Below are 21,825 nucleotides of genomic sequence, written 5' to 3'. Positions count from 1 at the left end.
CCTGTTTTTTCAAATCCGCAGGGCTTTTTTATACGTTTTATTTAATACTCAACTTTCCCTACCTTTGCATCCATATACATCGAAGTTTAAACAAGGATGTAATTTTTTTAACCTTAAAATTAGTATAGCATGCAACTGTACAATAACTTAAGTGCGAAAGAAAGAGCAGAACTTATTGAAAAAGCGGGAAAAGAACGCTTAACAATCTCTTTCTATAAGTACGCCAAAATTAGAAATACACAAATTTTTAGAAATCACATGTTCTTAGCATGGGATGAGTTAGAAGTCTTAGGACGAATTTATGTCGCTCAGGAAGGCATAAATGCTCAACTTTCCGTTCCTGCAGAAAATTTTGACATGTTCAAAAATCATTTAGATACCATTACTTTTTTAGAAAACGTAAGATTAAATGTTGCAATTGAGCATGATAACTTCGCCTTTTTAAAACTAAAAGTAAAAGTGCGTCAAAAAATTGTGGCAGATGGACTCAATGATGACACTTTTGATGTCACTAACAAAGGGGTTCATGTTGATGCTTCAAAATTTAATGACCTCATTGAAGATCCAAATACCGTTTTGGTTGATATGAGAAATCATTATGAAAGTGAAATAGGCCATTTTAAAAATGCTGTCACTCCAGATGTAGATACATTTAGAGAATCTCTAGACATTATAGAAGAAGATTTAAAAGAACATAAGGAAGATAAAAATCTAGTCATGTATTGTACTGGCGGAATTAGATGTGAAAAAGCAAGTGCTTATTATAAACATAAAGGTTTTAAAAACGTGTATCAATTAGATGGTGGTATTATCAACTATGTACGACAAGTAGAATCTAATGACTTAGAAAACAAGTTTATAGGTAAAAACTTTGTGTTTGATGAACGTCGATCTGAACGTATAAGTGACGACGTCATTGCCAATTGCCATCAATGCGGAAATCCTGCCGATTTGCATACTAATTGTGCTAATGAAGCTTGTCATTTATTATTTATACAATGTGACAGCTGCAAAGAACAAATGGAAAATTGTTGTTCTACAAATTGTATGGAAATTCATAGATTACCTTTTGAGGAGCAAAAAGCACTTCGTAAAGGCCAAGGCAATAGCAATGATATATTCAAAAAAGGAAGAGCAGATCATTTACCTTATAAAAAAGATTTGAGAAACATTTCCGAATCATTTTCAAAATAAAAAAGGCTCCTAAATGGAGCCTTTTTTAGCATTAATCTTTTATCAATTTAATGGTCTTTTTCTCTAAAGAATCACTTTGTAGTATTAGAAAGTACATGCCGTTAGATAGTGAAGAAAGGTCGATACTTTTTATTCCTTCGGAAATTTGCTGCAAAGAAACAACAGTCTTCCCAAGAATATCAATCACATTTGCTTTAATAATGTTTTTAGTAGAAGAAATATTTATAACATCGTTAAAAGGATTAGGATACACAGAAGTTTGACTAAAATCATTTTCTTCAACACTTAAAGGGTCACCAACATTAAAACTATGTGTTACAGTTTCTCCTTCATAAGTTGCTTCCCATTTCCATTCACCTTGAATGTCAAGGGTGAAAATCCATCTCCACCAAGATGCATAATAATCATCTGTTAACTCAAAATCCCAATTATACAAATCCGTATTATCAGGTTTAATTAATCTAAGATTTACACTAGTTCCAGTCACTTGATCTTTTAAATACACAGCAAAATGAATCGTTTGATTAATATTAAATTGATTGCTTTCATTAGTTATTTCTGTAGTTGGGCATGTTGGAAAAATAGGATCTGCAGTATGAGTTAAAACTGCATTTATACCAGGATTATTATAGGCTCTTTGTGATTCCCACCACGAATCTGGATTCATGTTATTACAGTTTCCAGCATAAGGATCTACCAATTGTGAATAGGTGTTATCTGTGTAAACTTCAAAATGTAAATGTGGCCCTGTAGAATTCCCAGAACTACCAACAACACCCAAATATTCACCTTGGGCAACCATATCTCCAACATTTTTAGAGCTTGTTGAGCCATTTTTCATATGTCCATACCAAGCGATACTACCATCGTTATGTTGCACATAAATGGCATTCCAGATGTTATTGTTAAAATTGCAACTTCTATCAAATTCACCATCATTTTTGGCGATAATTTGTCCTGGAGCTGCAGCAATGATTTCTACCTTATCATTATCCATCATTTTCCATCCAAATGGCCATGTAAACATATCTACACCTTGATGGTTATAACCACTATTATTGTCGTAAGTTCTAGTTCCGCAGTTAAAATCTGTAAGTTGGTTTGGAAAACCAGTATTATGGTCTACATAACCGGAAATTCCATAAATTTCATTGTACGCAGAACCATCAGCTTTTTTTAAAGGCCAAATAAAAAGCGGGTGACTTCCTCTTTGAGCTTCAGAAAACGATAATCTATTTTGTAATCTTAAATCTTCGATACTGAGTTGCAATGTTTCAATAATATTGCTCCTTTCTTCCAAAGTTATACAAGGAGATTTTTCAGGATTGAAAATAAATTCTCCTCCACCAACTTCAGAATTTGGAGTTTGTGCAAAGCAAAATCCAGTTATAAAGAGTGTAAAAACGAATAACGTAATTTTTGAATTCATAATTGATAGTTTTTAAGATTATATATATTCATCGAAAACAAATAAAAACGTGAGCATTATTTTTGTAATACATTAAATATAAGTCTTTTGTATCAAATGTATTAATGTGAAATGAGTCAACTCCTCTTTCATTATTTTTATGGATAATTAATCTTATATTTACATTTCAAAAGAATCATTAATCTTCATTTGATAACTTCTTCAGGCTATCAAATTATATATAAAATTTCATGAGTTGTAAAAGTTGCTCAACTGGCAAGGATGGACAACCAAAAGGATGCAAAAACAATGGGACTTGCGGCACAGATAGCTGCAATAAACTCACCGTTTTTGATTGGTTAGCCAACATGACATTACCGGAAGGTCAAGAACCTTTTATTGGTGTCGAAGTACGTTTTAAAAACGGACGAAAATTATACTATAAAAACACCGAAAATTTAACGTTAAGCATAGGAGATATTGTTGCAACTCAAGCGAGTTCTGGTCATGATATTGGTATGGTAACACTTACTGGAGAATTAGTAAGAGTTCAAATGAAACGTAAAAAAGTAAATATTGATGATGAAGAAAGCGTCATGAAGATTTATCGTAAAGCGAGTCAAAAAGATATCGATATTTGGTCTGCAGCAAGAGATAAAGAAGAACCTATGAAAGTCAAAGCAAGACAATTTGCTATTGACTTAAAACTTCAAATGAAAATCTCAGATATTGAATATCAAGGAGATGCAAGTAAAGCGACTTTTTATTACACAGCAGAAGAACGTGTGGATTTTAGAGAACTTATTAAACTTTTTGCACGAGAATTCAGAACACGAATTGAGATGAAACAAGTTGGATTTCGTCAAGAAGCAGCTCGTCTTGGAGGTATTGGTTCATGTGGTAGAGAATTATGTTGTTCAACATGGTTAACAGATTTTAGATCTGTAAGTACATCTGCCGCACGTTACCAACAATTATCATTAAATCCATTAAAATTAGCTGGACAATGTGGGAAGTTAAAGTGCTGTTTAAATTATGAGTTAGACGCCTACTTGGATGCTTTAAAAGCTTTCCCTAAATCAGATACTAAGCTATTTACAGAAAAAGGAAAAGCTGTCTGTCAAAAGACAGATATTTTTAAAGGTCATCTCTGGTATGCTTATGAAGGAGAATGGATGAATTGGCACGTACTGACTACTGATCAAGCCAACGAAATAATAGAAAAAAACAAGAAAAGAGAAAAAGTGGCAAGCTTAGAAGAGTATGCTTCTGTATTGATAGAAGATACTAAAACAGAGTTTGAAAACGTTGTTGGTCAAGATAGTTTAACACGATTTGATGGTCCAAAACGTAAAAAGAAACGTAAAAACAATAAGGGTAGACAAAACCAACGCAGAAAAAACCCAAAAAATGCAAATAATAGTGATGCAAAAAAATAAATATTGGATACTATGTGTATTACTTGTGTTGAGCATTGTGTCTTGTGACTCTAATCGTGTTTTTGATGAATATAAGTCTGTATCTGGACAATGGGATAAAGACAATATAGTCACCTTTAAGGTCGTACCACCAGATACAACAAATGCCTATAATTTGTATGTTAACTTACGAAATACTGAGGATTATAAATTTAGTAATTTACGTTTAATTGTAGAGCTTAATTACCCAAATGGTAAAACCCAAAAAGACACTTTAGAATATAAAATGGCAAATCCAGATGGTACATTTTTAGGTACTGGATTTACAGATATTAAAGAAAGTAAATTGTGGTATAAAGGATATAATGAACCATTTGTTTTTGATGAAGATGGGGAATATACAATTAACGTACAACATGCTATGAGAGAAAACGGAAGTATCAATGGCATTGATAAATTAGAAGGCATCACAGATGTTGGTTTTAGAATAGAGCATTCGCAAACAAATTGATTATGGCAAAAAAAACGGTAGCAAAGAAAAAAACCGCTAAGGAAAACGCTCAAGACTTTTCAAAATATGTTAGACGTTTCTGGATTATTTTTACAGGAGGCGTTGTCGCATTTTTCTTAATGTTTCTATTAGCATCTTGGGGACTTTTAGGTGAAATGCCAGATCATACTATTTTAGAAAACCCAAAAACGTTTTTAGCAACAGAAATTATATCATCAGATGATCAAACACTTGGAAAGTTTTATTTAGATGATAATAGAACTCCTGTAGATTATGAAGAGCTACCAAAAGAATTGGTTGATGCTTTAGTTGCTACCGAAGATATAAGACATTACGACCACTCAGGTATTGATTTTAGAGGTACAGTTAGAGCCATTGTAAAAATGGGTAAAGGAGGTGGAGCAAGTACCATCTCACAACAATTAGCTAAGCAACTGTTTACAAAACAAGTCTCTTCAAATAAGATTCAACGTATTTTTCAAAAAGTAAGAGAATGGGTCATTGCAACACGTTTAGAGCGTCAATATACTAAAGAAGAGATCATTGCGATGTATTTTAATATTTATGACTTCGGAAATAATGCCGACGGAATAAGAAGTGCGTCTCGTATTTACTTCGGAAAAGAGCCTAAAGACTTACAGCTTAAAGAATCTGCAATGTTAGTTGGGATGTTTAAAAATTCATCACTATACAACCCAAGACCACACAGAAATCCAGAAGGTGTAAGAAACAGACGAAATGTGGTTTTAGCTCAAATGTATAAATATGAGTACATTTCCGAAAGTGTAAAAGATAGTCTTCAAAATACGCAACTCGATTTAAATTATTCACCAGAATCTCATCGTGAAGGATCAGCAACTTATTTTAGAGCATACTTAGATAAGTTCATGAAAGATTGGATCAAAGAGAATCCAAAACCAGACGGTTCTAAATATAATTTATATAACGACGGACTCAAAATCTTCACAACCATAGATTCTAGAATGCAGCACTATGCAGAAGAAGCAGTAGGACGTCATATGCCAAGATTGCAAGCCGAATTTGATAATCAAAACACACCAGATAGAAATAAAACAGCACCATTTTTGGATCTTGAAAAAGAAGAAATTGAAGCGTTAATGAACTCTGGAATGAGACGTTCAGAACGTTGGAGAGTTTTGAAATCACAAGGTAAATCTGACAAAGAAATTATAGCATCGTTTCAAAAACCTACACAAATGAGTGTTTTTGCATGGAAAGAAGGTCAGCCAAGCGAAATAGATACGATAATGAAGCCTATGGATTCTATGCGTTATTATAAATCATTTTTACAACCAGGTATGATGTCTATGGATCCTCAAACAGGTCATGTAAAAGCATGGGTTGGTGGTATGAATTTTAGACATTTTCAATATGATCATGTGAAGTTAGGAAAGCGTCAAGTAGGTTCTACATTTAAACCATTTGTATATGCAACAGCAATTGATCAATTGCATTTATCGCCTTGTGATACTATACCAAGACAACAAATTACAATTGAAGCTAATAAATATGGAAACCCAGAACCTTGGACAGCTAAAAACTCTGATGGTCGTTATGATGGTTTTTTAACTTTAAAGTCTGCATTAGGAAACTCAGTAAACACAGCAACAGCTCGTTTGATGGATAAAGTAGGTCCAGAGCCGGTTGTTGATATGGCAAAAAACTTAGGAATTACTTCAGAAATTCCTGCAGTTCCTGCAATCGCATTAGGAACACCAGATATAAGTGTTTATGAAATGGTAGCTGCGTATGCAACTTTCGCTAATAAAGGCGTATACAACAAACCAGTCATGGTGACGCGTATTGAAGATAAAAACGGAACGGTCTTGTATCAATTTACACCAGAAACTAAAGATGTACTGAGTGCAGAAGTAGCTTACACAACAGTAAACTTAATGCAAGGTGTCGTAGAAGCTGGTTCAGGTAGTAGACTGAGAGATTCTTGGAGAACAAATCAAACCTTATATAAAGAAATTATAACAGGATATCCTTACGAACTAACAAACCCAATAGCAGGAAAAACGGGAACTACTCAAAACCAAAGTGATGGTTGGTTCATGGGAATGGTGCCAAACTTAGTTACAGGTGTTTGGGTTGGAGCAGAAGATAGAGCAGCACACTTTAAACATATTTCTTATGGTCAAGGTGCTTCTATGGCATTGCCAATTTGGGGAATGTACATGAAATCATGTTATGGTGATAAAGAGTTAGATATTTCTAAAGCTGATTTTGAGAAACCAGCAAACTTATCTATAGAAGTAGATTGCAGTAAATGGGAAGGTAATGGAGATGATGATGCAGATCCTGATGATGATTTAGATGGTGTTATTGATTTTTAAAAAAGTCTTTTCTTCGGAAATATAATGAGCCATTCAATTTTGAATGGCTTTTTTTTATTTTAAAAGTCATACTAAGTATGGTTCAGGTATAGAGAGAAGAATCTCTTAATTATAATAATAGACATAGATTCTTTAGGGTTTCAGAATTTTCTCAATGATAAATTTATTTCGTAAATTTCCGTAGCAAAAAATAAACACAAATGATCAATAAAAAAGTAGCTAATGTTCAAGAAGCATTAAAGGGAGTTAGTGATAATATGACCTTTATGTTTGGTGGTTTTGGGTTATCAGGAATTCCCGAAAATTCTATAGCAGAGTTAGTTCGTTTAGGGACAAAAGGACTCAAATGTATTTCTAATAATGCAGGAGTAGATGATTTTGGATTAGGATTATTACTGCAAGGCAAACAAATAGATAAAATGACCTCTTCTTATGTAGGAGAAAATGATGAGTTTGAACGACAAATGTTATCTGGAGAATTAGAAGTGGAGTTAATTCCACAAGGAACTTTAGCAGAACGTTGTAGAGCAGCTCAAGCTGGATTTCCTGCAATATATACTCCTGCAGGTTATGGAACTGAAGTTGCTGAAGGTAAAGAAACTAGAGAATTTGACGGTAAAATGTATGTTTTAGAATATGCTTTTAAAGCAGATTTTGCTTTTATTAAAGCTTGGAAAGGAGATGCAGCAGGAAATCTAGTTTTTAAAGGAACAGCAAGAAATTTTAACCCAAATATGTGTGGAGCAGCAAAAATAACGGTTGCTGAGGTAGAAGAGTTAGTTCCTGTTGGAACTTTAGACCCTAATCAAATTCATATTCCAGGTATTTTTGTGAAACGTATTTTTCAGGGAGAAACCTACGAGAAACGAATAGAACAAAGAACTGTTAGACAAAGAGATTAAATATGTTAGATAAAAACGGAATAGCAAAAAGAATAGCAAAAGAAGTACAAGATGGATATTATGTAAATCTCGGTATTGGGATTCCTACTCTTGTGGCTAATTATGTGAGAGAAGATATAGAAGTAGAATTTCAAAGTGAAAATGGAGTTTTGGGTATGGGACCTTTTCCTTTTGAAGGTGAGGAAGATGCAGATATTATTAATGCAGGAAAGCAAACCATCACCACATTACCAGGAGCAAGTTTTTTTGATAGTGCAATGAGTTTCTCAATGATTAGAGGTCAACATGTTGATTTAACTATTCTTGGTGCTATGGAAGTGTCTGAAGAAGGCGACATCGCCAATTGGAAAATACCAGGTAAAATGGTAAAAGGAATGGGAGGAGCAATGGATCTTGTTGCTAGTGCAGAAAATATTATAGTTGCTATGATGCATACAAATAGAGCAGGAGCTTCAAAATTATTAAAAAAATGTTCTTTGCCTTTAACTGGAGTTGCATGTGTAAAAAAAGTCGTCACTAATCTTGCCGTTTTAGAAATTACACCAAAAGGTTTTAAGTTACTAGAACGTGCTCCAGGAGTTTCGGTAGAGGAGATTCAAAATGCTACAGAAGGAACTTTGATAATTGAAGGCGATATTCCAGAAATGGATTTATAGAACTCATAATAATTATAGCGTTGTTTTGAGCAATGTGAGATATATATTTAGCCACTTTCTAAGTGGCTTTTTTCATTTCCGAAGATCATATTAAATAAAATTATTGTAAGAATATTCTGTTAACTAGGTGTTGAATGTTAAAATTAAATGTATTTCATCGATTAATTATGTATTTAGGCTGATTAATTGAAAAAGGATATTATGTTTACAAAACCAAATCGGAATAAGATATTTAATGTGTAACCTAGATTTATGATTTGCCCCAAATCTATCATAATTTTAACTCAATGAACTTTTTTGCCCCAAATTTACCTAAACCTACAAATACCGAAAGCAAGCTTACTACTAGTTTTCAAAACACATTCAAATTGCTTAAAAGTGTCTTAACCCTAACTAAAAAAATATTCATGCTATAATCCCTTGGGAATAGCATGAATAAGTTTTTTAGTGTATTCTTTTTGTGGATGGTTATAAATGACATCTGCATCATCCATTTCTTCAATTTCACCTTTATTCATAACAATTAATTGGTCAGACATATATTTAACCACAGCTAAATCATGTGATATAAATATATAAGTAAAACCATAGTTGCTTTTGAGGTCATTAAGTAAATTTAAAACTTGAGCTTGTACAGAAATATCTAATGCTGAAACCGACTCATCACATATAATGAGTTGAGGTTCTAAAGCTACGGCTCTTGCAATACCAATACGCTGACGTTGTCCACCAGAAAACTCATGAGGATAGCGATTAAAATACGTTTCGTCTAAACCTACTTTTAATAATAATTCTAAAACGCGTTGTTTTCTATCGTCTTCAGATGTTCCAATACCGTGAACTTTCATAGGTTCCATTATTGCATTACCAACTGTTAATCTAGGATTTAAAGACGCATAAGGATCTTGAAATATAATTTGAATTTCTTTTCTAAGTTTTCGTATAGCAGATCTTGATAGTTTTGTGATATCCAAACCTTGATATAAAATGAATCCAGCTGTCGCTTTGTCTAATTGTAAAATAGCGTTTGAAAGTGTCGATTTCCCACAACCAGATTCTCCAACTAAGCCTAAAGTTTCACCTTTATATAATTTAAAAGACACATTATTTACAGCTTTAAATGTTTCTGGTTTTGAAAACCAACCAGATTTTGAAATGAATTCTTTTTCAAGATTAATGATCTCTAAAAGTGGTTTTTTAGAGTATATTTTTTTGTGAATTTTAGCACGTTCTTCAGAAGTTACAATTTCAGATTTTGTGGTATTATTAATAAAATCATCAATAGTGGGCAATTGTTTTAATCGCGTTTTCATTGACGGTTTAGAGTTGATTAATGCTTTTGTATATAAATCCTTCGGAAATTTGAAAACTTGCTCAACCTCACCTTGTTCAACAATATTTCCTTGATACATCACCATAATACGGTCTGCGATTTCAGACACTAAAGACAAATCATGAGAAATAAAAATGATACTCATTTGCTCTTCTCTTTGAAGTTCTTTAAGTAACAAAATAATATCTTTTTGAACTGTGACATCTAAAGCAGTTGTTGGCTCATCTGCAATTAGAATTTTTGGTTTACAGGCAATTGCCATCGCAATCATGACACGTTGTTTTTGTCCGCCAGAAATTTCATGAGGATACGCATCATAAATCCGTTGAGGTGATGGTAATTTAACTTTTTCAAACAGTGCTAAAGTTTCGGTTTTAGCATCTGCTTTAGATAAATTTGTATGTTGAAGTAAAATTTCAATAACTTGTTTTCCGCAAGTCATTGACGGATTTAAAGAACTCATTGGTTCTTGAAAAATCATTGCGATTTTGTGTCCTCTTATTTTCTGAAATTGTCTAGATTTAAGTGTTGTCAAATCTTGTGAATCAAACAAAATTGAACCTTGAGTGATTTTTGAAATGTTCTTTGGAAGCAAGCCTAGAATAGCTAAAGAAGAAACCGACTTTCCAGAACCAGATTCACCTACAACCCCTAAAATTTCATTCGTATTTATGTGGTATGATATGGTGTGTATGATTTCTTTTTCAACACCTTCCGAAGAAAAAGAAATGGAGAGATTATTTACCTCTAATAATTTTTTATTCTGCATAGGTAAATGTAGTCAATTCTTAATTTTAATTAAAAAATAAATATGAGATGACTTTTTTTAAGTAGGCTTTTTCACACATGTGTTAAAAAAAATAAAAAATATAATATAAATTTATGTATGAAACATTAATTTATATATTTGCATGGTTTTTAAGTAATTATATAGAAAAAAGTCACGTAGTTTAACGCTTAACAAAACGTGGTTTTTTTTTTATTACTTCTGATTTTATATTGAAAACCCCTCTTCTACTAAACCAAATTTTCTACTTGTTTATCTGTAGCAATATTGCTTTTTATAAATTTTGAATTAACAAGTTGAACTAATTGTCATTATGAACAAAATTGACACTACGATAAATGAATCTATGGATTCAATAAGCGTTATAGAAAATTATATATTAATTAATAAAAACAACTATTTTAATTTTAAGCCTAGTCGAGTACTTAAACAAATTATATTGTTGTTTATTCTCTTTTTTGCTCTAACATCAATCAATGCGCAACCTATTAAAGCCTTTCCAACTGCTGCTGGAGCTGGAGCTTATGCAACAGGTGGCCGTGGTGGTACTGTTTATCATGTTACTAACTTAAATAATAGTGGTACAGGAAGTCTTAGAGATGCTACAAGTTCTTCAAATAGAATTATAGTATTTGATGTAAGTGGTACTATAGAATTAACAAGTACATTAGTGATTACTTCTGATAATTTAACTATAGCTGGGCAAACAGCACCACTAGGAGGAATTACGGTTACAGGGAAAACAGTCAATTTTTCAAATGCAGATAATATAATTGTAAGATATATAAGGTTTAGGCCAGATTATACTAGCGATATTGTTGATGCTTTAAATGCAAATAATTTTACGAACTCTATAGTTGATCACTGTTCAATTTCTTGGGGTGGAGATGAATGTTTTAGTCAAACAGGAACTTCCTCAAATATAACGGTTCAAAATTGCATATTAGCAGAAAGTGCTACAGGAATGTTAGCAGGAGGTAGCAACACAACTTCAAATAATTTTAGTATTATAAATAATTTGTGGTATAACATAAGCCATAGAACTCCTAATATCGCTGCCGATAGAACAGATGTTATTAATAATGTTGTACATAATTGGTTTACTAGACTAATGGTGGTTTCTACAAAGGATAATACAAAGCTTAATGAAATAGGTAATTACTACCAAAGTGGAGCTAAAACAGCTAATCCGGTTAGTCCTAATTGGTCTGTAAATTGGTTAGATATCGGGTCTGCTAGTCAAAGAGATAATATAAGAATATATACTGATGGAAATGTTTACCCTTCCTTCTTAACTGAGGCACAAGATGATTGGAAACTATACAGATATAGAGGAAATATAACAAGTGGAGCATATGCAGGAACAAGTCAATGGGATTTAGCTAGTACTGATTTTAGAGTAACAACTCCTTTTACATTATTAGGTGAGGCACCAAATATAACAACTGCTGCAGAAGCACTTTCAACTGTGCCTTTGAATGCTGGAGCTAATAAATATTTAAATGCCGATGGAAGTTTTGGTACATTTCGAGATAATCTTGATTCTAATTATGTTTCAGATGTAACAAATAATACTTCTGCTTGGTATGCGTATCCTCCAACAGATCTAGTTAATAAACAGCATTATGTAGATTTTCATAATTCGGTAAGTAATACACCTATTAATATTAGACCTGCAGGATTTGATACAAATAATGATGGAATTCCAAATATTTGGGGAAATTCTAATTTACCAAATGGTGCTACAGCTACAACTATTGCTCCAAGTGGTTATACTTGGATTGAAGAGTATATAAATGGTTTAACAGCTACAAATAATACGACCATAGGTGTAGATGATAACAAACAAACACAAGAAAATACACCTGTAAATGGAAATGTAATTACAAATGATAATGATCCACAAGGCGACAATCAAACAGTTGCAAGTGCTCTGGTAGATAAAGATGGTGATGGTGTTAGTGATGATTCATTACCACTAGGGAATTCAACATCTATTTATGGAACAAGTGATACAGGTGTAACAGGTTTTGCAGGAACAATAACACTAAGTAATACTGGAACTTACGCCTATTCACCAGCATCAAATTTTACAGGTACAGTAGAAATTCCATATATAGTAACAGATGATAATGCTTCACCTGCTACAGATAATGCAACTCTATATTTAACAGTGTTACAAAATATAACAACTGGTTGTTCAGGTGAAATTACGTCCTTTCCTTATGTTGAAGGATTTGAAAATACATTAGGAGCTTGGACACAATCATCAACAGACGATATTGATTGGACGGTTGATGAAAACGAAACTCCTTCTAGTGGTACAGGACCTTCAAGCGCATCTCAAGGCGCATATTATATATTTTTAGAAGCTTCGGGAACTGGTACTGGATACCCAACAAAACAAGCGGTATTAAATTCGCCATGTTTTAATTTAACTGGTTTGTCAGAGGCAAATTTCAGTTTTAAATACCATCAATATGGATCATCTGATATGGGAAGTGTTGATTTAGAATTGAGTGTTGATAATGGTGTAAATTGGACATCTATTTGGAATAGTGTAGGAAATAAAGGTAATACTTGGTTATTGGCTGATGTTGACATTTCTGCTTATGTAGGAGGAAGTGTTAAATTACGTTTCAATAGAGTTACAGGTGGTACTTGGGAAGCAGATGTTGCTATAGATGATGTGAATTTATCTGGAGTAAATTCAATAGAAGAAGTTTGTTCGGGAACAATTACGTCTTTTCCTTATGCTGAAGGATTTGAAAACACTTTAGGAGATTGGACGCAATCATCATTTGATGATATTGATTGGACAGTTGATGCTAATGGAACGGTTTCAGGCGGAACTGGACCATCAAATGCATCTCAAGGCTCGTACTATTTATATGTAGAAGCGTCTAATTTTCTTAACAAACAAGCCATATTAAATTCACCATGTTTTGATTTGTCAGCTTTAACTGATGCAACCTTCAGTTTTAAATATCACCAATTTGGTTCTTCTGATATGGGAAGTATTAATTTAGAAGCAAGTGATGATGATGGCCTAAGTTGGACGTCAATTTGGAACAGCTCAGGTAATATTGGAGATTCATGGTTAACCGCAAATATTGACATGTCTTCTTATGTTGGTGGAAATGTCCAATTACGATTTAATAGAATTATAGGAAATACATGGCAAGCAGATTTCGCAATTGATGATGTGAGTATGTTAGGAGGAGATCTGGAAGCTCCTGTAATATCATTAATAGGTGCCTCTACTTTAACCTTAAATCTTGGAGACACGTATAACGAATTAGGTGCAACAGCAACTGATAATGTTGATGGTAATATTTCAGGAAATATTAGTGTTGGAGGTGCTACAGTAAACTCAAATGCTGTTGGAACTTATGTTGTGACTTACAATGTAAGCGATGCTGCAGGAAATGACGCTATACAAGTTGTTAGAACAGTTAATGTAATAAATTTATCTTCAGAATGTTCTGGTGAAATTACGTCTTACCCATATACTGAAGGATTTGAAAACACATTAGGAGCCTGGACACAATCATCATTAGATGATATAAACTGGACAGTAGATGATAGTGGAACAATTTCGGGAGGAACAGGACCATCAAGTGCAGTTCAAGGTACGTACTATATTTATGTAGAAGCTTCTGAATCTGGAGTAGGGTTTCCAACCAAACAAGCCATTTTAAATTCACCATGTTTTAATTTATCTGGTTTATCAGAAGCTAATTTTAGCTTTAAATACCATCAATTTGGTTCTGAAAATATGGGGAGTATTGATCTAGAAGCCAGCGATGATGATGGTGAAAGTTGGACATCTATTTGGAATAGTGAAGGAAACAAAGGTGATACATGGTTAACAGCAAATGTTGATCTTGGAGTTTTTATTGGAGGAAGTGTTCAGTTACGTTTTAATAGAGTTACAGGTAGTACATGGCAAGCAGATTTAGCTATTGATGATGTAAACTTATCAGTTCAAAATGGAGGAGGAGTTGATTGTTCGGGAGCAATTACGTCTTACCCTTATGCTGAAGGTTTTGAAAACACATTAGGAGCTTGGACACAATCATCAGCAGACGATATAGATTGGACAATTGATGCAAATGGAACGGTTTCAGGTGGAACAGGACCATCAAGCGCATCACAAGGCACGTATTATTTATATGTAGAAGCGTCTAATTATCTTAACAAGCAAGCGATATTAAACTCACCTTGTTTTGATTTATCAGCTTTAACAGATGCCACATTTAGTTTCAAATACCATCAATTTGGTTCTGAAAATATGGGAAGTATTGATCTAGAAGCTAGTAATGATAATGGAGCGAGTTGGACGTCGATTTGGAATAGTAATGGAAATTTAGGAGATGAATGGTTCTCTGCAAATGTTGATATCTCATCCTATGTAGGTGCTAGTGTTCAGTTACGTTTTAATAGAGTTACTGGTAGTACATGGCAGGCAGATTTCGCAATTGATGATATCAATATAAAAGAAAACGGAAATTCAGGAGGTAATGGATGTTCTCGCGGAATTAGTTCTTATCCTTATACGCAAGGATTTGAAAATACATTAGGAGATTGGACACAGTCGTTAGCAGATGATATTGATTGGACAATTAATGCAAATGGAACGGTTTCAGGTGGAACAGGACCATCAAGTGCAATTCAAGGATTATACTATCTGTATGTTGAAGCTTCAGAGACTAATATAGGTTATCCAACAAAACAAGCCATACTAAATTCGCCTTGTTTTAATTTGAGTGCTCAAGCTTCGGCGACATTTAGTTTCAACTATCACGAATATGGAGCATCAGATATGGGAACGATTGATTTAGAAGTTAGTGATGATGATGGATTAACTTGGGTTAGCATTTGGAATAGTTCAGGAAACTTAGGAGATTCATGGCAAACGGCTAATGTTGATCTTTCTTCATTTATAGGTGGAGGAGTGCAATTACGTTTCAATAGGATTACTGGAAATACTTGGCAAGCAGACTTCGCAATAGATAATGTGAATTTATCAACTGGAACTGCTAGAGTAGAAGCAAGTAGTATAGTATTGAAGGATGAAAGCGAGATCATTTTATATCCAAATCCAGTTAAAGATAATATACTTAATATTAAATCTACGTATACTAACATTTCTTATGAAATATATAATATGGTTGGTCAGTTAGTTTCTAAAGGACATGTAAAAAATAAAGCCATTGATGTTAGTAATTTGAAAGGAGCAATCTACCAAATTACATTTTCTGCGGAAGGTGAAATAATTACAAAACAATTTATTAAGCAATAACTTAATTTCAAACAACTACTTCTTTTGTTTGTTAGTCAAACTTATTATCTCAAGTAATTTAGTTATCAGAATAATAAAATGTAGTCATTTTCTGAGTTTAAATTACGGTAAAACCGTATGTGATTTTTTTTGGATTGCAGTTCGACGAAAACCCTATTGTATTATTTTTATTTTAACAAAAATTTAATACTTTCACAGCGTTTTGATTAAAAAATTTCAATTTTTTTTGAAAAAATCATAATTAAAGGCTTAAAAAAATAGGTTTTTGATATTAACACGCAACTAATTCTAATAAATCCATTAACATGAAAATTAAACTACTATTACTTATTGTTCTAATAAGTACAAATTTCGTTTTGGCACAAAACAAAACACTTTGGCAAAGACAATTAATTGACAACACGACTAGCATTAAAGCTAATAAACAAAATCTTCCAAAGACGCAGACTTTTAGTCTTAATGTAAACGGTCTTAAAGAGGCTTTGATTAATGCACCTAAACGAGGAAAATATACTAAGTCGTCTAATATTATAGTCGCGTTTCCTAATGAAGATGGAACTTTTGAAAGTTTTAGAGTTGTAGAAGCTTCTGTTTTAAGTCCAGAACTTCAAGAACGTTATCCAAATATTAAATCATATGCAGGACAAGGAATTGAGGATCCTTCCGCAGTCATACGTTTTAGCATCTCACCTCTTGGGTTTCAAAGTATGAAACTATCTGCTAATAAGCCTGCTACATTTATAGAAGCAATTACAAAAAATGGGTCGCATTATGCAGTATATAAAAGAGCAGATAAAATTAATTATAATGATGATTTTGAATGTTCTGTTACAGAAGAAGTAAATAATCATATGAATAGTGGCATGCAGCAACGAAATGCTGATGATGCTATTTTAAGAACATATAGATTAGCAGTTTCTACAACTGGAGAATATACTGCTTATCATGGTGGTACAAAAGCTTTGGCTCTTGCAGCTATCAATCAAACCATGACTCGTGTTAATGGTATTTTTGAAAATGATTTTAATGTAACCATGATTTTAATATCAAATAACGATTCTGTTATTTATACGAATTCTGGCAGTGATCCTTATACAAGTTCAGCTAATTATAACAGTCAATTACAATCAACATTAACTAGTGTGATTGGAGAATCTAATTATGATATTGGACACTTATTTGCTAGAGCATCAAATAATGGTAATGCAGGATGCATTGGTTGTGTTTGTGTAAATGGTCAAAAAGGAAGTGGTTTTACATCTCGTACTGATCCAGAAGGAGATCCTTTTGATGTCGATTATGTAGCTCATGAAATTGGTCACCAGTTTGGAGGTAATCACACATGGACATTTAATGGTAACGAAGGTACTAATGCACAAATGGAACCTGGTAGTGGATCAACGATTATGGGTTATGCAGGAATTACAGGAGCTACAGATGTACAATCTAATAGTGATCCTTACTTTCATGCAAGATCTATAGAACAAGTTACAGACTATATTAAAACGACAAGTTGCCAAACCAATACAAATACTGGTAATGCTGTACCCTCTGTTAATGCTGGTTCAAATTATACAATTCCTAAAGGAACCGCTTTTGTTCTAGATGGCTCAGCTACAGATGCTAATTCTGGAGATGTATTAACGTACTGTTGGGAGCAATATGATGAAAACAATGCGTCTACGACATACCCAAGTGTTACCGCTACATCTGGTGTAGCATTTAGGTCTTATAGTCCTAAAACAGATACTAAAAGATATTTTCCTAGGTTATCTACAGTTAAATCTGGAGCAACGTCTTGGCAATGGGAAGCAGTTCCGAATGTTGCTAGAAGTTTAAATTTTAGATTAACTGTTAGAGATAATCGTCTTGGAGGCGCAACTAATAATAGTGATGATATGCAAGTTACTGTGAATGGAACAGCTGGACCATTTGTAGTCAATTCTCCAAATACGAATGTTACTTGGAATGCTGGTACTGCTCAAACTGTAACATGGAATGTTGCAGGTACAACAGGTAATGGAGTTAATGCTGCAAATGTTGATATTTTCTTATCTACAGATGGAGGAGACACATATCCGATAACATTGGCTTCTGGTGTGACAAATGATGGTTCACACGATATCGTAGTACCTAATAATCAAGGAAATCAAAACAGAGTGATGGTTAAAGGAGCTAACAATATCTTCTTTGATATCTCAAACTCTAATTTTACAATTGCAGGTCAAGTAACCTGTAATGCAACGACACCTTCAGGATTAACTGCATCAAATGTAGGGTCTACATCAGCAACTTTAAGTTGGAATGCTGTGGCAGGAGCAACATATGATTTACGTTACAGAGTAGCTGGAACATCAACTTGGACGACTAATGCAGTTACAGGTATTTCTTCTAATCTTTCTGGGTTAACAGTTTTAACACAATATGAAGCTCAAGTAAGAAGTAAATGTTCTGGAGGAAGTAATTCTGGATATAGCTCATCTGTGAATTTTACAACTACAGAGGTACAATTAAATTATTGCGATTCTGCTAGTACAAATATTAACGATGAATATATAGGAAGAGTACAATTAAATACAATTGATAATCCATCTGGAGGTCAGTTTTACACAGATTTTACATCTATTTCGACAACATTAAATAAAGGGTCTCAATATACAATCTCGGTGACTCCAACTTGGACAGGAACAGTATATTCTGAAGGATATTCAGTTTGGATTGATTATAACCATGATGGTGATTTTAGTGATTCAGGAGAACAAGTTTGGTCTCAAGCTGCTACACAAAACACACCTGTTTCTGGGAATTTTACTATACCAAATGGAGCCGTTGAAACGTCTACACGAATGAGAGTTTCTATGAAATATAATGGGATTCCAACTGCTTGTGAATCGTTCCAATATGGAGAAGTTGAAGATTATACAGTTGCAATTCAAGGCTCTGGACCAGATGTTGAAGCACCAAGTGTGCCTAGTAACTTAACAGCTAGTGCAACTACCCAAACAACAACTAATTTATCGTGGACAGCATCTACAGATAATGTTGGTGTATCTGGTTATGATGTTTATCAAGGGTCATCTGTAATTGCAACGGTAACAACGACAACTTATCAAGTAACTGGATTATCTCCAAGTACAGCTTATAATTTCAGAATAAAAGCAAAAGATGCAGCAGTTAATGAGTCAGGATTTAGTAATACTGCCAATATAACCACACTTAATCCACCAGATACTCAAGCACCTTCAACACCTTTAAATTTGGTTGCAAGTGGTACAACACAAACCACTACAAATTTAAATTGGAGTGCTTCTAGTGACAATGTTGGAGTCGTTGGTTATGACATTTACCAAGGTTCAACAATTATTGGTAGTGCATCAACAACTTCCGCTGCAATTAGTGGTTTAACCGCAAATACAAATTATACATATAGAGTAAGAGCAAAAGATGCAGCTGGTAATGTTTCTGGATTTAGTAATACAGTTAATGTAACAACTTTACCAAACTCTACAAATGGATGCTCTGGTGGAATTTCATCGTTCCCATATGCTGAAGGATTTGAAAACACTTTAGGAGCGTGGACACAATCATCAGTAGATGATATTAATTGGACTGTTGATGCAAACGGAACACCATCAAGTGGAACTGGACCATCAAGTGCTTCTCAAGGATCATACTATGTGTTTGTAGAAGCCTCTGGAAACAATACTGGTTATCCTAACAAACAAGCAATATTAAATTCACCTTGTTTTAATTTATCAGCATTGTCTGAAGCTACATTTAGCTTTAAATACCACCAATTTGGTTCTGCAAATATGGGAAGTATTGATTTAGAAGCTAGTGATGATAATGGAGCAAGTTGGGCGTCTATATGGAATAGTACAGGAAATTTAGGAAACACATGGCTAACTGCAGATGTTGATCTTGGAGCTTATATAGGCGGAAGTGTTCAATTACGTTTCAATAGAGTTACAGGAAATACATGGCAGGCAGATTTAGCTATTGATGATGTGAGTTTATCTGAAGGTGGAAATACAGGTGGAAATGGTTGCTCTGGAGGAATTTCTTCTTATCCGTATTCTGAAGGGTTTGAAAACACATTAGGAGCTTGGACGCAATCATCAGCAGACGATTTAAACTGGACAGTGGATGCAAATGGAACACCTTCAAGTGGTACAGGTCCATCAAGTGCAGTTCAAGGGTCATATTACATTTATGTAGAAGCTTCTGGAAATAATACAGGTTATCCAACAAAACAAGCAATTATAAATTCACCTTGTTTTGATTTAAGTGGTCAAACATCAGCAACATTTACTTTTAATTATCATCAATATGGTTCTACTAATATGGGAACTATCGACTTAGAAGCTAGTGATGATAATGGAGCTACTTGGACAAGTATTTGGAGTGATTCTGGAAACAAAGGTAATTCATGGCAGTCTGCTAGTGTTAATTTATCCGCTTATACTGGTGGAAGTGTACAATTGCGTTTCAATAGGGTAACAGGTAATACTTGGCAAGCAGATATTGCAATTGATAATATTAATCTTTCAACAGGAACTTCAAAAGATGTGACTTCTAGAGATGAAATATCTGATATAGAAGATATTTCATTATATCCAAATCCAGTTAAAGGTGACGTAATAAATGTGAAATCTTCTTATACCAATATATCTTATGAAATTTATAATACCGTTGGTCAACTTGTTGGAAAAGGAATCGTTAAAAACGATATCATTAATATAGGGAGTTTAGATGGTGCAATATATCAAATACGATTTACTACGGAAAATGGAACGTTAACAAAAAGATTTATTAAACAATAAACACTAACCATTTACTAATTAAAAAAAGTCCAGATGTTCAACATCTGGGCTTTTTTTATGCGGTTTAAGGTAAATTTAAATAAAATAATATGGTAAAACAGTAAGTTTTTAATTAGTTGAGTTGATATTTTTAATATCAAGAAGAAAAAGTACTTACATTGATACTATTAAATGTAGCTATAATACTTGTGATTTACAGTGCATAAATATTCAATCAAACTCTTCAGAGGGTTAAACATTAAATCTTCTATTACCATCTATAAAAAATTAAACTAGTAATAAAAAACAAGTCATTATTGTGTTGATTTATAAGCCAATATTTAATTTATTTTGCACTTCATCGGTTTTTTTTGCATTTTGTGGAGTAAATTACAATTAATGTAATATATTAGCACTCTGAATTAATTGATATAATTCATTAAACCCTTAACTAATGAAAAAAATTACCTACCTACTTGTTCTACTTTTACTAGTGGTTCAAACTTCTTTTGCGCAAGACATTTACAAGCGCGTTACCATTAATAGAATTGATGACTCTGTTGTTGAAATTTTAGACAGCAATGGTATTGATATGACCTGTGGTGCTATGTTCATAGATGACAAATTACAAATTGAATTAAGTGAAGCTGAACTCCAACGTCTATCAAATCAAGGCTTGAGTTATACCGTTTTAATTGATAATCTTACAGAGTTCTATAGCAATCGAGCTACAAGAGATCTTCCAAGAGCACGTATAGAATTAGAGCAAGAAAAGCAAATGTCTCAGCACAATGCGAGATATAGTGTTAGTGAGATTTTAAATAATGTAGGACAATATGATGAATGTGATGAAATCGATTGGGCAACTCCAGTCAATTGGAATTTAAATCCAAACAATTCACCAAACTCATTTGGAGGTTGTTTAACTTATGCTCAAGTCCTTCAAGAACTAGAAGACATGAGAACTTACTCTCTTGAAAATGGCTTGAATATAATTTCTGAAGCATTAGATGCCTCATTAGTCTCTGGTGAAGTAGATATCCCAGCAAATAAACAAACCACATTAGAAGGTAGAGAGATCTGGTATGTTCGTATTTCTGACGATGCAGATAATGATGACCCTTCAGAACCAGAAACCTTATACCAATC

Annotated in this window: 11 protein-coding genes; 9 read left to right on the top strand and 2 right to left on the bottom strand. The window is 33.4% G+C overall.

All coding sequences use genetic code 11. The features are described from left to right. Positions 1-129: 129 nt before the first annotated feature. Positions 130-1,194, top strand: a complete 1,065-nt coding sequence (locus tag WNY78_RS10685) for a rhodanese-related sulfurtransferase (protein ID WP_342873192.1) — start codon at positions 130-132, stop codon at positions 1,192-1,194. Positions 1,195-1,225: 31 nt separating this feature from the next. Here the strand turns inward: WNY78_RS10685 and WNY78_RS10680 are convergent, their stop codons facing one another. Beyond that, positions 1,226-2,623 carry a peptidoglycan DD-metalloendopeptidase family protein gene (locus WNY78_RS10680; protein ID WP_342873191.1) on the bottom strand — a complete coding sequence of 466 codons (1,398 nt, stop codon included), beginning with the start codon at positions 2,621-2,623 and terminating at the stop codon, positions 1,226-1,228. Between the two features lie 230 nt (positions 2,624-2,853). Between WNY78_RS10680 and ricT the strand changes: the two genes are divergently transcribed. The 5 genes from ricT to WNY78_RS10655 all read left to right on the top strand — a co-directional run bounded on the left by ricT (position 2,854) and on the right by WNY78_RS10655 (position 8,449). Continuing rightward, a complete protein-coding gene (gene ricT / locus WNY78_RS10675) occupies positions 2,854-4,041 on the top strand; it encodes a regulatory iron-sulfur-containing complex subunit RicT (protein ID WP_342873190.1) in 1,188 nt (395 codons plus the stop codon). Next, positions 4,028-4,531 carry a gliding motility lipoprotein GldH gene (locus tag WNY78_RS10670; RefSeq protein WP_342873189.1) on the top strand — a complete coding sequence of 168 codons (504 nt, stop codon included), beginning with the start codon at positions 4,028-4,030 and terminating at the stop codon, positions 4,529-4,531. The genes ricT and WNY78_RS10670 overlap by 14 nt, the downstream gene beginning before the upstream one ends. A gap of 2 nt (positions 4,532-4,533) precedes the next feature. Next, the gene (locus WNY78_RS10665; RefSeq protein ID WP_342873188.1) at positions 4,534-6,891 is read left to right on the top strand and encodes a transglycosylase domain-containing protein; all 2,358 of its coding nucleotides are present in this window, start codon (positions 4,534-4,536) and stop codon (positions 6,889-6,891) included. A gap of 200 nt (positions 6,892-7,091) precedes the next feature. Continuing rightward, the gene (locus WNY78_RS10660; protein WP_342873187.1) at positions 7,092-7,793 is read left to right on the top strand and encodes a CoA transferase subunit A; all 702 of its coding nucleotides are present in this window, start codon (positions 7,092-7,094) and stop codon (positions 7,791-7,793) included. Between the two features lie 2 nt (positions 7,794-7,795). Next, positions 7,796-8,449: a CoA transferase subunit B gene (locus tag WNY78_RS10655; RefSeq protein WP_342873186.1), complete on the top strand. Its 654-nt coding sequence runs from the start codon at positions 7,796-7,798 to the stop codon at positions 8,447-8,449. A gap of 410 nt (positions 8,450-8,859) precedes the next feature. On the opposite strand, the gene WNY78_RS10650 is transcribed toward WNY78_RS10655, so the two are convergent. Then, on the bottom strand, positions 8,860-10,551 hold the full coding sequence (locus WNY78_RS10650; protein WP_342873185.1) for an ABC transporter ATP-binding protein: 1,692 nt from the start codon (positions 10,549-10,551) through the stop codon (positions 8,860-8,862). 331 nt (positions 10,552-10,882) lie between these two features. Here WNY78_RS10650 and WNY78_RS10645 point away from each other — a divergent pair, with 331 nt between their 5' ends. From WNY78_RS10645 to WNY78_RS10635, 3 genes are all read left to right on the top strand, one after another. Continuing rightward, complete coding sequence (locus WNY78_RS10645; protein WP_342873184.1) at positions 10,883-15,874, top strand: choice-of-anchor J domain-containing protein; 4,992 nt, start codon at positions 10,883-10,885, stop codon at positions 15,872-15,874. 305 nt (positions 15,875-16,179) lie between these two features. Continuing rightward, entirely contained in the window at positions 16,180-20,697 is a 4,518-nt protein-coding gene (locus tag WNY78_RS10640) for a reprolysin-like metallopeptidase (RefSeq protein ID WP_342873183.1), read from the top strand. 433 nt (positions 20,698-21,130) lie between these two features. Continuing rightward, on the top strand, positions 21,131-21,825 hold a 695-nt coding region (locus WNY78_RS10635; RefSeq protein WP_342873182.1), incomplete at its 3' end, for a hypothetical protein.

The organism is Psychroserpens sp. AS72 (assembly GCF_038900375.1).
Classification (GTDB): domain Bacteria; phylum Bacteroidota; class Bacteroidia; order Flavobacteriales; family Flavobacteriaceae; genus Psychroserpens.
This window is presented reverse-complemented; position numbering and strand designations above follow the sequence as displayed.